Origin of the sequence: Pseudomonas sp. IT-P74 (assembly GCF_949768175.1) — a bacterium.
GTDB lineage: Bacteria > Pseudomonadota > Gammaproteobacteria > Pseudomonadales > Pseudomonadaceae > Aquipseudomonas.
The window spans coordinates 1-17,749 of the sequence record NZ_CATKQD010000013.1 but is presented as its reverse complement, the minus strand read 5'-3'; the positions used below and the strand labels follow the sequence as shown (position 1 = coordinate 17,749).

15 protein-coding genes are annotated in these 17,749 nt (G+C 60.4%); 9 read left to right on the top strand and 6 right to left on the bottom strand.

Annotated elements, in window-relative coordinates; genetic code table 11:
• Positions 1-25: 25 nt before the first annotated feature.
• The 6 genes from ACM6J5_RS12025 (at position 26) to ureC (ending at position 4,463) form a co-directional block, all read left to right on the top strand.
• Entirely contained in the window at positions 26-865 is an 840-nt protein-coding gene (locus tag ACM6J5_RS12025) for an urease accessory protein UreD (RefSeq protein ID WP_150673183.1), read from the top strand.
• A gap of 67 nt (positions 866-932) precedes the next feature.
• Positions 933-1,235, top strand: a complete 303-nt coding sequence (locus ACM6J5_RS12020; protein ID WP_095944230.1) for an urease subunit gamma — start codon at positions 933-935, stop codon at positions 1,233-1,235.
• A gap of 9 nt (positions 1,236-1,244) precedes the next feature.
• Positions 1,245-1,778 (top strand): GNAT family N-acetyltransferase, encoded by a 534-nt coding sequence (locus ACM6J5_RS12015; RefSeq protein WP_150673184.1) that lies wholly within the window; start codon positions 1,245-1,247, stop codon positions 1,776-1,778.
• Positions 1,779-1,784: 6 nt separating this feature from the next.
• Complete coding sequence (locus ACM6J5_RS12010) at positions 1,785-2,318, top strand: GNAT family N-acetyltransferase (RefSeq protein ID WP_150673185.1); 534 nt, start codon at positions 1,785-1,787, stop codon at positions 2,316-2,318.
• On the top strand, positions 2,318-2,623 hold the full coding sequence (locus ACM6J5_RS12005) for an urease subunit beta (RefSeq protein ID WP_102669228.1): 306 nt from the start codon (positions 2,318-2,320) through the stop codon (positions 2,621-2,623). Before ACM6J5_RS12010 ends, ACM6J5_RS12005 begins: the two co-directional genes overlap by 1 nt.
• Positions 2,624-2,762: 139 nt before the next feature.
• Complete coding sequence (gene ureC, locus ACM6J5_RS12000) at positions 2,763-4,463, top strand: urease subunit alpha (RefSeq protein ID WP_095944234.1); 1,701 nt, start codon at positions 2,763-2,765, stop codon at positions 4,461-4,463.
• 66 nt (positions 4,464-4,529) lie between these two features.
• On the opposite strand, the gene ACM6J5_RS11995 is transcribed toward ureC, so the two are convergent.
• Positions 4,530-9,800, bottom strand: a complete 5,271-nt coding sequence (locus tag ACM6J5_RS11995) for a dermonecrotic toxin domain-containing protein (RefSeq protein WP_414928567.1) — start codon at positions 9,798-9,800, stop codon at positions 4,530-4,532.
• Between the two features lie 246 nt (positions 9,801-10,046).
• Here ACM6J5_RS11995 and ACM6J5_RS11990 point away from each other — a divergent pair, with 246 nt between their 5' ends.
• Positions 10,047-11,174 (top strand): sensor histidine kinase, encoded by a 1,128-nt coding sequence (locus ACM6J5_RS11990; protein WP_095944236.1) that lies wholly within the window; start codon positions 10,047-10,049, stop codon positions 11,172-11,174.
• A gap of 136 nt (positions 11,175-11,310) precedes the next feature.
• Here ACM6J5_RS11990 and ACM6J5_RS11985 read toward each other — a convergent pair whose 3' ends face one another.
• Together ACM6J5_RS11985 and ACM6J5_RS11980 are read right to left on the bottom strand one after the other, a co-directional pair.
• Complete coding sequence (locus ACM6J5_RS11985) at positions 11,311-11,616, bottom strand: chaperone modulator CbpM (RefSeq protein ID WP_414928566.1); 306 nt, start codon at positions 11,614-11,616, stop codon at positions 11,311-11,313.
• 27 nt (positions 11,617-11,643) lie between these two features.
• Positions 11,644-12,594, bottom strand: coding sequence for a DnaJ C-terminal domain-containing protein (locus ACM6J5_RS11980; RefSeq protein WP_095944238.1), 951 nt, complete (start codon positions 12,592-12,594; stop codon positions 11,644-11,646).
• A gap of 298 nt (positions 12,595-12,892) precedes the next feature.
• Between ACM6J5_RS11980 and ACM6J5_RS11975 the strand changes: the two genes are divergently transcribed.
• Positions 12,893-14,167, top strand: a complete 1,275-nt coding sequence (locus tag ACM6J5_RS11975; RefSeq protein ID WP_095944239.1) for an Hsp70 family protein — start codon at positions 12,893-12,895, stop codon at positions 14,165-14,167.
• 125 nt (positions 14,168-14,292) lie between these two features.
• On the opposite strand, the gene ACM6J5_RS11970 is transcribed toward ACM6J5_RS11975, so the two are convergent.
• From ACM6J5_RS11970 to ACM6J5_RS11960, 3 genes are all read right to left on the bottom strand, one after another.
• Entirely contained in the window at positions 14,293-15,306 is a 1,014-nt protein-coding gene (locus ACM6J5_RS11970) for an AI-2E family transporter (RefSeq protein WP_056725372.1), read from the bottom strand.
• A 236-nt stretch (positions 15,307-15,542) separates the two neighbouring features.
• Entirely contained in the window at positions 15,543-15,851 is a 309-nt protein-coding gene (locus ACM6J5_RS11965) for a PsiF family protein (protein ID WP_150673189.1), read from the bottom strand.
• Between the two features lie 64 nt (positions 15,852-15,915).
• Entirely contained in the window at positions 15,916-16,710 is a 795-nt protein-coding gene (locus tag ACM6J5_RS11960) for an AraC family transcriptional regulator (RefSeq protein WP_095944765.1), read from the bottom strand.
• Positions 16,711-16,807: 97 nt separating this feature from the next.
• Between ACM6J5_RS11960 and ACM6J5_RS11955 the strand changes: the two genes are divergently transcribed.
• Positions 16,808-17,695, top strand: coding sequence for a DMT family transporter (locus ACM6J5_RS11955; RefSeq protein ID WP_150673190.1), 888 nt, complete (start codon positions 16,808-16,810; stop codon positions 17,693-17,695).
• Positions 17,696-17,749 lie beyond the last annotated feature (54 nt).

The window sequence follows — 17,749 nt, the reverse complement described above, 5'->3', positions numbered from 1 at the left end:
GACAACTTCCGGATAAGCACTGACTATGACTCTTCCCGCATCTGGTGCCTTGTTTACCCCCAGTTGGCACGCCGAACTGGAGCTGGGCTACGCTCGATTCGACAACACCACTCGCCCGGTCCAGCGCCGACACAAAGGTCCGTTGCGGGTGCAAAAACACCTGTATGCCGAAGGGCCAGAAGTCTGCCAGCACATCATCGTCCACCCACCCGGCGGCATTGCCGGCGGTGATCGGCTGGACATCTCGGCCAGTGTCGAGCGCGATGCCTGGGCACAAATCACCAGCCCCGGCGCGGCCAAGTGGTATCGCGCCGCCGGCCCCGCCTATCAGCGGCTGGACTTGCGTGTGGCGGCCGGTGCGACACTGGAGTGGCTGCCCCAGGAGACGATCATTTTCAGCGCGGCCCAGGCGGAACTCAGTACCTCTATTGACCTTGAAGGCGATGCCCGCTTGTTCTATTGGGACGTGGTTGCATTGGGTCGACCCGCCAGCGGCGAGCGCTTCGATCTCGGGCACTTCCAGGCGCAACTGGATATCCGCCGCGACGGCCAGTTGCTCTGGCATGAACGCCAGCGCATTGTCGGGGCGGACGGTTTGCTGGAGTCGCCCATCGGGCTCGATGGGCAACCGGTGTTTGCTACGTTGCTGGTGACGGGTGAGATCGACAGCGAACTGCTGGAGCGTTGCCGTTCGCTGCCCAACGAAGTGCGCGGGGATCTGACCCAACTGCCGGGGTTGCTGGTTGCACGGTGCCTGGCCAGTGAAGCGTTGTTGGCGCGGGGGTGGTTGATTGATTTGTGGCGATTGCTTAGGCCTGCGTTGCTTGGCCGCGATGCAATACCTCCAAGAATATGGAACACCTGAATTGCTTTTCTGTGGGATTTGTATTCACAGATCCAACACCTTTAACTGCCGAATACGGATTGCAACAATGGACCTGACCCCACGCGAAAAAGACAAGCTGCTGATCTTCACCGCCGGCCTGGTGGCCGAGCGGCGTTTGGCTCGCGGTGTGAAACTCAATTACCCGGAGGCCATGGCCTACATTTCCGCAGCCCTGCTTGAAGGCGCTCGCGACGGCCGGACCGTGGCCGATCTGATGCACCTGGGCACCACCCTGCTGACCCGCGAACAAGTGATGCAAGGCATCCCGGAAATGATCCCGGAAATTCAGGTCGAGGCCACGTTCCCCGACGGCACCAAACTGGTCACCGTCCACCAACCCATCGCCTGAGGCCGTGCCATGACTTACCACATCCGCGATGCCGTGCCTGCCGATCTGCCAGCCATCCGCGACATCTACAACGACGCGGTACTCAACACCACGGCGATCTGGAACGAGCAAGCGGTCGACCTCGACAACCGCCAGGCCTGGTTCAACGCCCGGCAATCCCAGGCTTATCCGATTCTGGTGATTGTCGATGCCGACAACACGGTGCTCGGGTACGCCTCGTTCGGCGACTGGAGACCCTTCGACGGTTTCCGACACACCGTCGAGCACTCGGTCTATGTGCGCAGCGACCAGCGCGGCAACGGCCTCGGTCCACAACTGATGGAAGCGCTGATCGAACGCGCCAAAGGCTGCGGCAAGCACGTGATGGTCGCCGCCATCGAAAGCGGTAACGCCGCTTCCATTCGCTTGCATGAGCGCATCGGCTTTATCACCACCGGACAAATGCCTCAGGTCGGCACCAAGTTCGGCCGCTGGCTGGACCTGACCTTCATGCAACTGACCCTCAATCCTGGCGCGCAACCACCCGCCGTCAACAAGGAGTGATCGCCCATGAACCCCGCCCAACTGCGACGCGTCAACGTCGAAAGCTTTGCGCATTACCGCCAGGGCCTGATCGACCTGCTGCTCGATGCCGTCGGCTATGGCGCCAGTGTCGGCTTCATGGCTGACCTCGATGCGACCCAGGCTCACGCTTATTTCGATGAGGTCCAGGACAGCCTGAACAAGGGCAATGTGTTGCTATGGGTGGTGGTCAAGGACGAGCAGGTGCAGGCCAGCGTGCAACTGAGTCTGTGCCAGAAAGCCAACGGCCTGAACCGTGCCGAAGTGCAGAAGCTGCTGGTGCGCGAACATGCGCGGCGTCGTGGTCTGGGCCAACAACTGATGAGTGCCCTGGAGGCGGCCGCCCTGCAGCACAAGCGCGGCATGCTTTACCTCGACACCGAAGCCGGCTCGCCCGCCGAGGACTTCTACCAATCACTGGGCTATACCCGCGCCGGTGAAATTCCCGACTACGCCTGCGATCCGAGCGGCCGCTACAAGCCGACCGCCCTGTACTACAAGATTCTCCAAGGAGCCCATTGATGATTCCCGGTGAATACCAGATCCAGCCCGGCGAGATCGAACTCAACGTCGGTCGGCGCACCCTCAGCCTGAAGGTGGCCAACAGCGGCGACCGGCCGATCCAGGTCGGCTCGCACTACCACTTTTTCGAAACCAACGACGCGCTGACGTTCGACCGCGCCGCCAGCCGCGGCATGCGTCTGAACATCCCCGCTGGCACGGCGGTGCGCTTCGAGCCGGGGCAGAGCCGCGAGGTGGAGTTGGTGGATTTGGCGGGGCATCGTCGGGTGTTCGGCTTTGCCGGGCGGATCATGGGTGACCTCTGATTAATGCGTTGTCAGCACCGACCCCATCGCGAGCAGGCTCGTTCCCACATTGGAATGCGGTCAACTGTGGGAGCGAGCCTGCTCGCGATTGTGAGCGCAGCGAACGATTTCAAATTCAATTGAATTTCAAGGCGAACGAATGAAGATTTCCCGTCAAGCCTACGCCGACATGTTCGGCCCCACTGTCGGTGACAAGGTGCGCCTGGCCGATACCGAGTTGTGGATTGAAGTGGAACAGGACTTCACCACCTACGGCGAAGAAGTGAAATTCGGTGGCGGCAAAGTCATCCGTGACGGCCAGGGTCAGAGCCAATTACTGGCCGCCGAGGTGGTCGACACCCTGATCACCAACGCGCTGATCATCGACCACTGGGGCATCGTCAAGGCGGACGTCGGTCTCAAGGACGGGCGCATCGCCGCGATCGGCAAGGCCGGTAACCCGGACATCCAGCCCAACGTCAACATCGCCATTGGCGCCAGCACCGAAGTCATCGCCGGCGAAGGCATGATCCTCACCGCCGGCGGCATCGACACCCACATCCACTTCATCTGCCCACAGCAGATCGAAGAGGCGCTGATGAGCGGCGTCACCACCATGATCGGCGGCGGCACCGGACCGGCAACCGGCACCAATGCGACCACATGCACCTCCGGTCCGTGGCACCTGGCGCGCATGCTCCAGGCCGCCGACGCGTTCCCGATGAACATCGGCCTGACCGGCAAGGGTAACGCCAGCCTGCCGGAGCCTTTGATCGAACAGGTCAAGGCCGGTGCCATCGGCCTCAAGTTGCATGAGGACTGGGGCACCACACCGGCGAGCATCGACAACTGCCTGAGCGTGGCCGACCGGTTCGATGTGCAGGTGGCCATCCACACCGACACCCTCAACGAATCCGGTTTCGTCGAAACCACTCTCGCCGCCTTCAAGGGCCGCACCATCCACACCTACCACACCGAAGGTGCCGGTGGCGGTCATGCGCCGGACATCATCAAGGCCTGCGGCTTTGCCAATGTGCTGCCGAGCTCGACCAATCCGACCCGACCGTTCACCCGCAACACCATCGACGAACACCTCGACATGCTGATGGTCTGCCATCACCTCGACCCGAGCATTGCCGAAGACGTAGCGTTCGCCGAAAGTCGCATCCGCCGCGAGACGATTGCCGCCGAAGACATCCTCCATGATCTCGGCGCGTTCTCGATGATCAGCTCCGACAGTCAGGCCATGGGCCGGGTCGGCGAAGTCATCACCCGCACCTGGCAGACCGCCGACAAGATGAAAAAACAGCGCGGGCCGCTGCCCGGCGATGGTGAGGGCAACGACAACTTCCGCGCCAAGCGCTACATCGCCAAATACACCATCAACCCGGCGATCACCCACGGCATCAGCCATGAAGTGGGCTCGGTGGAAGTAGGCAAATGGGCGGATCTGGTGCTCTGGCGCCCGGCATTTTTTGGCGTGAAGCCGACGCTGATTCTCAAGGGTGGTGCCATTGCGGCCAGCCTTATGGGTGACGCCAACGCCTCGATTCCGACACCACAACCGGTGCACTACCGACCGATGTTCGCCAGCTTCGGCGGCTCGTTGCACGCCACCAGCATGACCTTCATCAGCCAGGCCGCACAAGATGCAGGCTTGCCCGAAGCCCTGGGTTTGAAGAAGAAAATCGCCGTGGTCAAAGGCTGCCGTGACGTGCAGAAAACCGACCTGATCCACAACGACTACCTGCCGAATATCGACGTTGATTCGCAGACCTATCAGGTCAAGGCCGACGGTGTGCTGCTATGGTGTGAACCAGCGCAAACCTTGCCGATGGCCCAGCGTTATTTCCTGTTCTGAATCGGTAACCGCATGACAGACAAAGGCCTCATACACAGCGTGTAGAGGCCTCTGTTTTTTGCATGGTTACTGGCCGGATTCAATCCGTAGCCGATCTAGCTTGGCCCGATTCATCGCGTCCCGTGTCAGTTTTTTCAGCAACTGCGTAATCTGCAGATCGATGTCTTCCAGGGCTTGAACATATTCCTCATCAGTCATCAGCCGGCCATCGGCAAAGTCACTTTCACTTTTGCCCAACTCGCTGCACAGCCCCTTGATTTCCGCCTCCACCGCAGTCTTTTCCTCGGTGGTGAGCCGCGTACCTTCGGCCCTGCGCTGCAACGCATCCTGCAAGTCGATGGTGGCGTCAATCTGGCGTTTCAAGCCATTCAATTCCTCGCGGTAAGTCGACTCCAGCCAGGTTTTCCAGAGCGGTTGCTCGAAGATCCGGTCGATCAGCAGATCACCCTCCTCCAGCGCCTTGATCCGCTGGAATGCTGCCTCGATCATCTCTTGGCTGACCTCGGCCAGGCTGCGGAACTGCATACCCCGCGCCTGCCATGGCAAATCCAGGCGCTCGGCCAGGTCGGTCATGTAGGCCAGGTGCACTTCCACTTCATCGATAGTGCCGGTCACTTCGCCACCCGCGTCGTTTCGGCGGAACCGCTCTCCCCTCGCCAACCGCTCAGACACCCGCTGACGGGCAATGGCACCGAGCCCATCGAGCCGGGACTTGCCCAGGGCCAGCTCCAACAACTGCGTTTCGATCAGGTCCGCACGCTCCAGGGCGTAGGCTTCGTTGACCAACACCTGCACGCCCATGGCATTGAACAGTTGCGTACCGCCATCCACGCATTCGGTGGGGGTTGCTGCCTCATCGAACAGTTTAATTCGCAGTTCACTGTCGCGGGCCATGGCTTCGAGCATGCGCCAGACCTTGGCCGTCAGTTCTGACTGATAGGTGCCGCCAGCCTTGAAGTCGGCGGATTCGGTCAGCTTGCGGATTTCATTGAAGAATGGCTCCGAGTCGAATTCATCCTCGAGCTCGTCCCAGATTTTCAGTTTTTCCGGCAACTGCTGCTGGGAAATACCCGCGTCCCACTCGGCACTGTCGAGCATACCTCGCGGTGGATAGAGACGTTCCGGGTCCATGCCGACCGACTCGATGTAAGACTTCAGGATGTCGAGATTTTCCGATGAGATCCAGTGCGGCTCACGGCTGATCACCGTGCGTGCCAGCAACTCGGCGCGAAACGATCCGGGTGCCACCTCGGGTATCCTGCTGATCGGGTTGAAGCGCAAATCAAGATAGAAAGCGCGATGTCGCGACTGGGAAAACAGCCCGACAGGCCAGGTATCCAGACCGGTGCCGTCGAGCAAGAGGAACTGCAAGTGTGGCATTCGGCTGATGTCCGGAACCAGGCCCAACGGGTTTTTGCGCAACCCCAGGGACCTGAGGCGGGTCAGCTTCTTCAGGAGATCCACTGCCACCGCATCCAGCACAATATTGTTGTCGCTGAGGGACAGGTCCGTCAGATGACTCATGTCACCGAGCCTTGCTGGAACGGCCGTCAGCAGATTGTCCTGCAAGTTGAGATAACGCACCTGGCGGAAGGAATCGAGAAAGGGCATGTGCTCGGCACCGAGCCTGCAACTGCGCATGGTCAGGCTGGTGACGTGACTGAATTCGACATCCAGCCTGGGCAGCGTCTCCAGATGCCGGCTCAAGTGAGAAATGTTGTCGAGCACCAAGGCTTGAGGCCGCAATATTCCCGCAACCTGCACCCCTTCCGGTCCGGTTCGCTGCAAGCACTGCCTGAGCGCCGTGTAAAACTTGTCCCGCGAAACCCATTCCGCAACGCCCGCCGGAGAGAACCGAAAGGAGGCCGTCGGTGAGTTCATCCAGCGTTGCATGGTCCGGTTGAATTGATTGAACGCGTTCTCCCGCGCGGTCAGGTTAGCCTCCACCGATCCGCCGTTCTGGCTGAACGCCGTCAGTCGCGCTTCAATCTCTTCATCCGTAAAGCTCGGATGCAGCGCACGCAGGCGATGTCGATAGCCCCGCCCCTGCGGCACTTGCCGTGCGTATCCGGGCATACCGCCACGCAGGCGCATGACCTTCGGGTCGTAGGCCGGTTTGAAATTCGGGTTGTCCCGCAGGATCGGCTCAAATACATAACGATCCAATGGACGGGCCTTAATTGCCTGCTCAAGTCGCGTCGCTTCGTCGATGCCAAATCCCAGGGCGGTTCGTTGCGTGTCGGGCAAGGCGTGCAGCACCGCGACATAAAGATTGTCCTTGCCGTGCAGATGTTGATCGCTGTCGTCCCTCGCTTCGTATTTGCCATCCTCATCCAGGATCAGCACTTTGCGGATCGGCGCGTCGACGGGGCCGAGACTGTCGGTCAGCGTTCCTTCGAATGAATATTCACGAATCTCCAGTCGCAGGTCCGCCGGCCAGCCCGGCAGGGCTGCCAGTGAATGCAGCTCCAGGCGCGCAGTATCGGCGTTGTGCAAGGTGTCGAGGTACAGGCCTTCATAGGCCCGCGTTACCCGCAATCGCTCGGCGGCCTTCCGGGCTTGTTCAGCCAGGCGCAGCGGCACGCGTTTTTTTTCGTTCAGGTGTTGCACGTCAGAGGGATGCGCTTCACCCAGCAGTTCTTGCGCCTGGCTTATCGAGATATCTGCAAAGTCGCCCTTGAGCAGGTTTACCAACGAATCGTCCGAACGGGTCCGTCGCTTGTACAACAGGTCGAACAGCTGGCTTTTACGCTGACTCACCTGCCCCGCCCATTGATCGCGCAGTGCTTCGGTACGCTTCTGCGCATCACCTGCAAACCATTCGCCAAGCATCTCACGAAGCGCTTGCTCGTCAAGGAAACCCACCACGCGCTCTGGCAGTTCCCCCGCCAGCAGGTCAGACCAGGTCATCCGCAGCGTATTGGCTGGTGACGCCTCGGCATAGCCGTCCTTGATCGCCGCGCCTGTCAGCCCCGGCCCCTGAAAGACTTCAATGGCCTTGTCGCCGGGCCAGCCACCCATTTCGGTCATGGATCGCACAGCGTAATCGGCCCATTCCTCGCCGATCCGTTTGGCCAGAATCTGCTCTGCGCAGGCTTGTGCATCGGCATGAGCCTTGAAGCGTTCGAGGGTATCGGCCAACAGTGCGGGAGGAGTCTCCTGTTCGACGTGAAGCCGGCGCAGCACATTTTCGTGCACGCCACTGGCGGTCAGAATCTGCTCCAGGGTTTCATCGGAGAGTCCATCCACAGAAGCGCCCAGGCGCCTGAGTATTTGCCCCTTGTCCCATTCGAGCGGCTGATCGAGTTCAGTCTTCCAGCTGCCGGCGCCGTTGTGCTCCAAAAGCGGCTGATACGCATCGGTGCGAGTCGGGTGTTGCAGCCGATGCTGGCCAGTGCCCGGGTCTTGCTTGACTGCGTAGCATTTGTCATCGAGCCGCAGCAGGTCCTGATCCTGATGACGGTACAGCCCTGTGTCACCGGCCATCGCCCCATCGGGCAATGCGACAGGTTGTTCATAGGGACCGAGGTCAGGGCTCCACAAACGCTCCTTGCCGCCAACCTCCACCGGCTTGAGGCCTTCGACAAACGGTGAAACCTTGATCGGCGTGACACCCGCGCCCGGTAGCACGTGTCCGGCACCCATGAGCGCGAGTTGCGCGAAGTTGATCAAGACCCCGTTGAAGTAGGCAGAGGCTTCTTCTTTGTCACCCTTGCTCCAGTCCTCGATGCCTTCGACCACCTCGGCGAGCATTTGCGCGACCATGATGCCGAGCATGGCTTCGCCCAACCCGGGTACCAGCATCGCGGCAAAATTGAAAACGTTCCAACCGATCGACAGGTAACTGGTCAGGCGCTTGAAGCGTGCGTTGGCATCCTCGTCATCGGTCGGGACGGCAATCAGTCGGGCATCGGCGATGGCCTTGTCGCGGCGTGCCAAAAACAGTGCATCCCAAAGATCCCCCGCAATCTGATTGGTGAGGGGTTCTGCATCGGGATTTTCGACTGCCGTTTCACGCCACCACGGCCCCATGTCGAGCGGTTCGCGCTCATGCCAGGTGACGGTCGTGAGACGTTCGTTGACCCGGGTGAAAAACGCCCCTTTGTCAAACTGCGCGACGAAACGGCTGAAAAAGGACTGGTAGTCGGTATTTCTCAGCTGGCCCAACAGCGCCTTCATGAACGCAGTCACCGAAGGATATTCCTTCAGGGGATGATCAGGATCATCCGGCACATAGGCGATCAATGGTCCGGACAAACGGCTTTGCTGAAAAATGTCGTCCCGACGCAGCAGCTCTTCGCTCAGGCCCTGCGAGCCATTGGCAAAGAACGCCTGCAACAATTTGAACTGGTCATATTCCTTCCCCGGCAGAACAGGGATACGGCGAGACCAGTCAATCCAGAACCGTAACAGGGCGGGCGTCAAACCATCGATTTCGCTTTTTATCTGCGAGGGCTCGATGACCGCGCTGAACAGCACGATGCCCGTCAACCGAAAGCCCATCAGCGACAAACGATGGCAATGCAACGGTTGCTCGTACAACGAGACGTCGGCATGGCTGTCACGCATCTTTCTCAACTGGCCGTAGGCATGACTGGTGATGTCGCCCTTCAACAGGGCAATCAGTGCCGCTACATCGAAGGCGGCCTTTTCACTGGCCACCGAGTCCTGTTGCAAAGTTCGCTGTGCCTGGGGGGTATCGGGCAACAGGACGGACTTGATGTGCCGTTGGTATTGGCTACCGATGTCCAGGCTTCGACACAACGCTGCAAATGCCGGGAGGGTGATGGCCGGCTCCAGGCTGAGGTTGCCCTTGCTGTCCTTGCGGTAAATGCCGGAGCTATTACGCACTTCGCCCTCGCCGGTTTCGTCCTCTTCAAAGTTGTGCAGCGCCGCTTCCAGCAACGTGGATTGGCGAACACGACTGGCCCCGGTGTCGATGCCGAAAATGAACTTGCTCGGCACTTCAAGGTGTACGGTGAGCTCGTTGAAGTTCTCGACCGTGGTGAACTTCGACTGCAAAGCCGTTTTGAGCAGCGGTTCGGCGAAGGCATTGATGTCATGCTTCAACTCGCCCTGGGTCTGATCCAGCACGCCTTGCAAACGCCAGCGCTCATCCATCAACTGCTTGAGGTATTGACGGTCGATCTCCCGCGCGCCGCTATACCACTCGGGCATTTGCGGCTTGAGCGCCAGCAGGGACTTCAATCTCTCCACCGGCGCATTTTTGATGGCGCCGGGGATCACGTCTTTTGCACGACGGTAATGTATCCCGTGACTATCGATGGACACTCCGTCCGGTATTTTCTGTGAGTTGCTTCCATGCAAATCAGACACTTTTGAATCACCTTGATGACAGGAAAAGAACCACCAGCTTATTCACCTGCACCTGAAACAAAAGTCCAAATAGCTGCTTGGATGGCCTCTGAAAAGGCTCCGGGGTATCGAAATTCAGGGAGCCAAAAACACATATCTACCGCCATTGGCACGTCCGCCCGTGCCACTGCATGAGCGGTCGTGCTTTTTCCGGCAAAGGGACTACTATTCGACTCGCTGTCCCCGATTCATGAACAGGTAATCGCCATGCGTCTTTCCGAATTCATCGTGTTACACGTTGATCGCATCGTCGATGAATGGGAGCTGTTCGCCAAAACCATCACCCCGGCCGCCGAAACCATGGACCGCGTCGCCTTGCGCGACCATGCCCGGTCGATCCTGCAGGCTGCGGCCCGGGACATGTGCAAACCCCAGACACCTGCCGAGCAGGCAGCCAAGGCGCGCGGCGAAGGACCGGAGAAAACTCCCAGCCTCGACGAGGCAGGCGCCAGCCACGGCGAGCTGCGCCATACCGTGGGTTTTGATCTGGTGCAGATGACCAGCGAATTCCGTCACTTGCGCGCCTGTGTCATCCGCCTGTGGGTCAACAGCCTGCAATCGCCTGATCTGGCCTACTTCCAGGACATGATCCGTTTCAACGAAGCCATCGACGAGGCCCTGGCCGAGTCCACGGCCACTTATGCCGAGCAGGTCAATCGATCCCGGGACATTTTTCTGGCGATCCTCGGCCATGACCTGCGCGCGCCCCTGCAGGCGGTGAGCATGTCCACCGAACTACTGCTGCGCAAAGCCGCGCTCGAAGGTGATGCGCTCAAGTGCGCGGTCAATATCTTGCGCAGTACCGGGCACCTGGCGGTGATGGTCGGAGACTTGCTGGAACTGGTGCGCAGCCGCCTGGGCAAGCGCCTGCCGATCGAGCCGGCGCCCATGGACCTGGCCGAAGCGGCGCGTGAAGCGATTGCCCGGGCCTGCGCCAGTCAACCGGAATGCAATCCGACCCTGGATGTCCAGGGTGACACCCGCGGCAACTGGGACCCGCGCCGGCTCGATCAGATGCTGCAAAACCTGATCGGCAATGCCTTGCAGCATGGCTCAAGCAAACGTGACGTGACGCTGCGCCTCAGAGGCGAGGCTGACAGCGTCCGGCTGACGGTGCACAACGACGGAGCCCCGATCCCCTGCGATGCGATCCCGACGATTTTCGATCCGCTGGTGCGCAGTGCCAGCGAAGAACTCGGCGAGCCTACTACCAGCCTCGGGTTGGGGTTGTTTATCGTCAAGGAGGTGGTTGATGCCCATCAGGGGACGATTGAAGTCAGTTCCCGTGAGATAGATGGCACGACGTTTACCGTGGTGTTGCCAAGGAAGGTGTGATGCCGCAATACCGCGTTATCGTTCTTTCGCGAGCGGGCTCGCTCCCACAGGGGATTTTGATCACGACACAAACCAATGTGGGAGCGAGCCTGCTCGCGAAGAGGCCCTATCGGGCAATACAAAACCACCAGAACATCTATTCGACCACCAACCGCCCCAACCGCTGCTTCAACATCCGGTTCTCCGCCCGCAGTTGCTGAACTTCTTCGAGCAGGTCCAGCGCCAGGGCGACGCCTTCCCATTCCAGATCCAGGTCGCGCCGCAGCTTGGCGGCGCGCTTGGCCAGGGTCAGCTCGTAGTCGTTGAAAACCCAGTCCTTGGGCTGAGCGCCCTGAGGTTCGAGGATGCCGTGCTCGACGATTTCGATCACGTAGACGGCCGACAACTCGGTCGCCTCACAGAATTCCGCCATGTCCAGTTGAACGTTCAGGGGACTGCTCATAGTCAGTGACTCCTTGGTTCTAAGGGATCAAAAATGCTCTCGCGGGTCGAACGCGGCTTTTTTCGCCAGCTCCTGCCACAGGGCCTTGATGTCATCGTCGGTTTTCTTCGGCATCACGGCTTTCAGTTGCACGAACAGGTACCCGCGCTCACCGGCCTTGTTCATCAGGCCATGGCCCTTGGCGCGCATGCGCTGGCCGTTCTGGCTGCCGGCCGGGACCTTGAGGTTGATCTTGCCGGTCAGGGTCGGCACGGCGACTTCAGCCCCCAGCGCCAGTTCCCACGGTGCCAGTGGCAAAGTGATGATCAGGTTCTCGCCTTCGACATCGAATTTCGGGTGCGGTGCAAAACGGATCGTCAGGTACAGGTCGCCATTGGCCCCGCCACCCACGCCCGGAGCGCCCTGCCCCTTGAGGCGAATGCGCTCGCCGTCGCTTACGCCGGCCGGGATCTTTACGTTCAGGCTTTTGCTGGTGTTGCTCACATGCTGGCCGGCCGCGTTGTACTGCGGCACCTGGAAGGTGACCTTCTTCGACTCGGTCGACAGTGTTTCCTCGAGAAAAACCCCAAGCTCCATTTCCACGTCCTGCCCTCGACGTCCGGTACTGCGACGCGATTGTCCACCACCACTGAAACCAGGCCCACGGTTGCCGAAGATCGAACTGAAGAAGTCCGAAAAATCGCCCGTGTCCTGACCGCCACCACCGAAACCGCCACCACGGCTTTGCCAGCCCGGTGGTCCCTGAAAGGGTTGGCCGTGCTGGCCATAGCGGCGCAAGTCATCGTATTCGGCGCGCTTGTCGGCGCTTTTCAGTGCCTCATAGGCTTCAGAAGCATCCTTGAACTTCGCCTCGGCATCCTTTTCCTTGCTGACGTCGGGGTGGTATTTGCGCGCCAGCTTGCGATAGGCAGCCTTGATCGCCTTGTCGTCCGCGGTCGGCTCCACACCGAGAATCTTGTAATAGTCTTTGAAGTCCATCGAGGGAATCACCATCCGTTATCAGAATCGCGCCACAGGCCACAGCATGCGCTTGTTTGCAGCCATTGGTTTGACCGATCTCAAGTTTGTGACCGGGCGGCGCGGCAGAAGTTTATCGGCAGCAGGCGGGGCTTCTTGCGAGCAATCCCGCGGCTGTCCGGTTGATGCAGGGTAGTTTGGGGGGGATACCCCATCTTTCAAGGCATTGTCCACGAAGAATTAGCAGATAACCGGCCTTCGAATCTGGCGCGCTCTGACATACACTGCGCGGCCGTTTTTTAACCGGAACCTGAAAGACATGAACAACGCATCTCCAGCCCGTGCCTTGGGTATCGACTTTGGCACGTCCAACTCCACTGTCGGCTGGCTGCGCCCCGGCGTGGAAACGCTGATCGCGCTGGAGGACGACAAGATCACCCTGCCGTCGGTGGTCTTCTTCAATATCGAAGAACGTCGCCCGGTGTACGGCCGGCTGGCGCTGCACGAGTACCTGGAAGGCTACGAAGGCCGCCTGATGCGCTCGCTCAAGAGCCTGCTGGGTTCCAAGCTGATCAAGCACGACACCAGCGTCCTGGGCACGGCGATGCCGTTCAAGGACCTGCTCGGGCTGTTCATCGGCCAGCTCAAGAGCCGCGCCGAAGCGTCCGCCGGTCGGGAGTTCGAAGAAGTGGTGCTGGGTCGGCCGGTGTTTTTTGTCGACGATGACCCGATGGCCGACAAGGAAGCCGAAGACACCCTGGTCGACGTGGCGCGCAAGATCGGCTTCAAGGAAGTCTCGTTCCAGTACGAGCCGATTGCCGCTGCGTTCGACTACGAGTCGACCATCGAGAAAGAAGAGCTGGTACTGATCGTCGACATCGGCGGTGGTACCTCCGACTTCTCCCTGGTGCGCCTGTCGCCGGAGCGTCGGGGCGTGGACAACCGCCACGAGGACATCCTCGCCACCGGCGGTGTGCACATCGGCGGAACCGACTTCGACAAACAGCTCAGCCTGCAAGGCCTGATGCCGCTGTTCGGCTACGGCAGCCGCATGAAGAGCGGCGCCTACATGCCGACCAGTCACCACATGAACCTGGCGACCTGGCACACCATCAACTCGGTGTACTCGCAGAAGTCGCAACTGGCCCTGGGCAGCATGCGCTACGACATCGAGGACACCGGCGGTATCGACCGCCTGTTCAAGCTGATCGAACAGCGCGCCGGGCACTGGCTGGCCATGGAAGTGGAAGAAACCAAGATCCAGCTGACCCACGCCGACAATCGCCACGTGCCGCTTGATCGTATTGAAGCGGGCCTGAGCGTGGACTTGAGCCGCGCACTGTTCGAGTCGGCCATCGACAGCCTGCTGGAGCGGGTGCGCAACAGCGTCACCCAACTGCTGGCAGACGCCGATGTGCGGGTCGACCAGGTCGATACGGTGTTCTTCACCGGTGGTTCGAGCGGGATTCCGGCGCTGCGCAACAGTGTTTCGGCGATGCTGCCGAATGCGCGGCATGTGGAAGGGAACATCTTTGGCAGTATCGGCAGCGGTCTGGCGATTGAGGCGGCCAAGCGTTACGGCTCTATGGACTGATCCGAAAACTGTGGTGAGCCCTTCGCGAGCAGGCTCGCTCCCACAATGGACCTGAGTTCACAGGACTAATGTGGGAGCGAGCCTGCTCGCGAAGGGGCCAGCTCACGCAATAAAGATCCAGCGGATCAAACCATCCCCACCTGCTTCAACTCACTCTTCAGGTACGCATAGTAAATCGGCCCCGCCACCACCCCCGGCAGGCCGAACGCGGCCTCGAACACCAGCATCGCCAGCAGCAACTCCCACGACTTGGCACTGATCTGCCCGCCGACGATGCGCGCGTTGAGGAAGTATTCGAGCTTGTGGATAACAATCAGGTAACCCAGCGCCGCCACAGCGACCCAGATCGACAACGACAAACCGACGATGGTGATCAGGGTGTTCGACATCAGGTTGCCGATCACCGGCAGCAGGCCGAGCAGGAACGTCAGCACGATCAGGGTTTTGGTCAGTGGCAGCTTGATACCGAACATCGGCAGGATCACCGCCAGGAAAATCCCGGTGAAGACGGTGTTGAGCAGAGAGATCTTGATCTGGGCGAACACGATGTTGCGAAACGCCTGGACCAGCAGGTGCAGACGCTCGAACAGCGCCGCCGCCAGCGGTTTGCGCTTGGTCAGGTCCGGCACGCGCTGCAAGGCAATGATCGCACCCAGCACCATGCCGATCAGCAAGGTCACGAACATGTGCGCCGCGTCCTTGCCCACCAGTTGCAAATCGCTGAGGTGTTTGCTGACCCACTCGCCAATCGCCACGCGGAACTCCGCGGCGCTGGCCGGCAGATAGGCGTCGATGAACGGCGGCAGTTGCCCGCGTGCACGGTCGACCACCCCCATGAACTTGTCGAGGGAAGCGCCGGGGTTTTCCGCCTCGTGCAGCAGGAAGCTGAAGGCACCGGCGAAGATCAGCGACAGCACGCTGACAATCAGAGTCCCCAGCAACGCCACCGCCAGCCAGCGCGCGCGCCGGCCTTCGATTAGCCGTTGCAGTTGCGGGGTGAGCATGTTGACCAGTTCGAACACCAGCAGCCCGGCGAGCAGGCTGGGCAGCAACCGCAGCGGCAGGACCAGCAGCAGCCCGCCGAAAATGATGACCCAGCTGATGACCAGCAAGACTTGACGCTGAGAAAACGTTGGCATACAGCCTCAAAAACAAACGGCATAAAAAGGATTGGCAGTCTGCCAGCGATCCGGTGCCAGCACTAGAGATTGTGTGGGGCGACCTTGGTCGGGGTTCAGGTTCTTTTGCAGTGCCCCGACCGACCTCATCGCGAGCGGGCTCGCTCCCACATTTGTCCAGTGCACTCAGTCCCACTGTGGGAGCGAGCCTGCTCGCGATGAGGCCCTCGCAGCTGCCACATCAATCGGCTCAATGTTTATTTTTTCTTCAGGCAATCACTCATGAACGCCTTGCGCTCATCACCCTTCAAGGCTTTGGTGGCAGCGTCGGCGTTGCAGGTTTTCATTTTTTCCTGCTGTGGGGTCAGGACCTTGCCGGCATCGTTTGCCACCGGTGCGGCCTTCAGGCAGGTGCTCATGAAGGCTTTGCGCTCGTCGCCCTTGAGGCTTTTGGCCGTGGCATCGGCGTTGCAGGTAGTCATCTTTTCCTGTTGGGCTGTGGCGGCGAAGCCTTGGGAACAGAGCAGCAAACCGATCATCAACAAAGGGACACGCATCATCTTCATGGAGTTTTCTCCTGGTCGCCACACCGAGGGGCGCGGCCTTGTTCTGAAGTGTAGACAACCCCTGTTACACCTTCCTGTTCTCCAGATGGCTGCGGCGATACTGCTCCGGCGTACATCCGGCCTGGCGCTGGAACATCGCGATAAACGCCGAGCCGGTGCTGTAGCCCATGTCGAAGGCGATTTCCTGAATGCTGCGCGGGCTATCCAGCGCTTCGATCGCCGCCAGAAAACGCAGGCGCTGGCGCCACTCACCGAAACTCATGCCCAGTTCCCGCACGAACTGCCGCGCCAGGGTGCGCTCGCTGACATGGATGCGTGCAGCCCACTCCGACAGGGGCCGGTTATCCCCAGGCTCGGCCTGCAACGCTTCGAGGATTCCGAGCAACCCGGGGCTGCTGGCATAGGGCAGGTAGCACTCGTGCACCGGAGCCTGTTGCAACTGGTCCACCAATACCTGGGCCAGACGCCGGTCGGCGGCCTGCTCGGGGATCTTCACGTCCCGGGCGGCGAAGTCCTTGAGGATCGCCTTGAGGATGTCGCTGATGGCCAGGGTGCAGGCCCGCGACGGCAAGTCGGCACAGACCTTGGGTGCCAGGCACACGGCGCGGTAGTTGACCGGTTGGTGGCTGTAGAAACTGTGCTCGATCTGCGGCGGCACCCACACCGCGTATTGCGGTGGCGACATGAAACGGCTGCCCTCGACGTCCATGTGCAGCACGCCATGGGCTGCGTATTCCAGCGTCCCCCAGGGATGTCGATGGGGCGCGGCGTATTCGTGGGCGTCGAAATCGGCGTAGCGGAAGTACACCGCCGACGGCAGTTCGCTGAAATCCAGCAGGTCGATGTGTTTACTGCTCATGCTGTCCGTCATCAAGGGCCGGTTGTCTGGATCGAAGTATAGGCTTGCATCCAGACAAGCGGATAATTGCCCTTCATTAACGTTCTGGTTTTTCCCGATGCAATACGCTTACCCCCTGCTGGCCATTTTTATCTGGGCCGGCAACACCGTGATCACCAAAATGTCGGCCGGGGCGATCTTCCCCGCCGAGATCGGTTTCTACCGCTGGCTGCTGGCCGGGTTGCTGTTCACGCCTTTCATGCTCAAACCGGTGCTCGCCCATTGGCCGCTGATCCGCCCGAAACTGGGCAAGATCTTTGTCCTCGGTGTTCTCGGCATGGCGGTCTATCAAAGCCTGGCGTACTTCGCCGCGAGCCTGACTTCGGCCACCAACATGGGCATCATCCTGTCGCTGATGCCGCTGATGTCGCTCGCCATGGCGATCATCAGCCTCGGCCAGCGCCTGACCATGGGCGCCCTGGCCGGAGCAGTGCTGTCGTTCGCCGGTGTCCTGGTAGTGGTGTCGTCCGGCAGCCTTGGCGCATTGCTCGAACACGGGGTCAACCTGGGCGACGCGATGATGCTGATCGCCACCCTGGCCTACGCGGTCTACAGCACCCTGTTGAAAAAGTGGCAACTGAAACTGCCGCCGCTGGTGCTCCTGTATCTGCAGGTGCTGGTGGCCGTGGTGGTACTGTTTCCGTTGTTCATCGCCTCACCAAAAGTCGGCCCGACCCTGCAGAACATTCCGCTGGTGCTGTACGCCTGCCTGCTGGCTTCGATGGTCGCGCCGCTGGCGTGGATGCAAGCCGTGGTGCGTTTGGGGCCGAGCCGGACCACGCAGTTTTTCAATTTGCTGCCGCTGATTACCGCCTTGATTGCGGCGGTGGTACTGCATGAGCAACTGGCGCTGTACCACCTGGTGGGCGGGGTGTTGACCTTGGGCGGGGTGATTGTTTCCGAGCGTTGGACGACGGTGTTGGGTCGCAAGGTCAGTGTTGCCTGATCTGACGCCATCGCGAGCAGGCTCGCTCCCACAGGTGTTGTGTCGACCCCACCG

What these genes read in the sequence shown, in the direction of transcription:
- ACM6J5_RS11980 (WP_095944238.1), bottom strand. Translation starts at nt 12,594, where the DNA reads ATGGACTTCAAAGACTATTACAAGATTCTCGGTGTGGAGCCGACCGCG.
- ACM6J5_RS12005 (WP_102669228.1), top strand. Translation starts at nt 2,318, where the DNA reads ATGATTCCCGGTGAATACCAGATCCAGCCCGGCGAGATCGAACTCAAC.
- ureC (WP_095944234.1), top strand. Translation starts at nt 2,763, where the DNA reads ATGAAGATTTCCCGTCAAGCCTACGCCGACATGTTCGGCCCCACTGTC.
- ACM6J5_RS11985 (WP_414928566.1), bottom strand. Translation starts at nt 11,616, where the DNA reads ATGAGCAGTCCCCTGAACGTTCAACTGGACATGGCGGAATTCTGTGAG.
- ACM6J5_RS11975 (WP_095944239.1), top strand. Translation starts at nt 12,893, where the DNA reads ATGAACAACGCATCTCCAGCCCGTGCCTTGGGTATCGACTTTGGCACG.
- ACM6J5_RS11970 (WP_056725372.1), bottom strand. Translation starts at nt 15,306, where the DNA reads ATGCCAACGTTTTCTCAGCGTCAAGTCTTGCTGGTCATCAGCTGGGTC.
- ACM6J5_RS12015 (WP_150673184.1), top strand. Translation starts at nt 1,245, where the DNA reads ATGACTTACCACATCCGCGATGCCGTGCCTGCCGATCTGCCAGCCATC.
- ACM6J5_RS12020 (WP_095944230.1), top strand. Translation starts at nt 933, where the DNA reads ATGGACCTGACCCCACGCGAAAAAGACAAGCTGCTGATCTTCACCGCC.
- ACM6J5_RS11990 (WP_095944236.1), top strand. Translation starts at nt 10,047, where the DNA reads ATGCGTCTTTCCGAATTCATCGTGTTACACGTTGATCGCATCGTCGAT.
- ACM6J5_RS11965 (WP_150673189.1), bottom strand. Translation starts at nt 15,851, where the DNA reads ATGAAGATGATGCGTGTCCCTTTGTTGATGATCGGTTTGCTGCTCTGT.
- ACM6J5_RS11960 (WP_095944765.1), bottom strand. Translation starts at nt 16,710, where the DNA reads ATGAGCAGTAAACACATCGACCTGCTGGATTTCAGCGAACTGCCGTCG.
- ACM6J5_RS12025 (WP_150673183.1), top strand. Translation starts at nt 26, where the DNA reads ATGACTCTTCCCGCATCTGGTGCCTTGTTTACCCCCAGTTGGCACGCC.
- ACM6J5_RS11955 (WP_150673190.1), top strand. Translation starts at nt 16,808, where the DNA reads ATGCAATACGCTTACCCCCTGCTGGCCATTTTTATCTGGGCCGGCAAC.
- ACM6J5_RS12010 (WP_150673185.1), top strand. Translation starts at nt 1,785, where the DNA reads ATGAACCCCGCCCAACTGCGACGCGTCAACGTCGAAAGCTTTGCGCAT.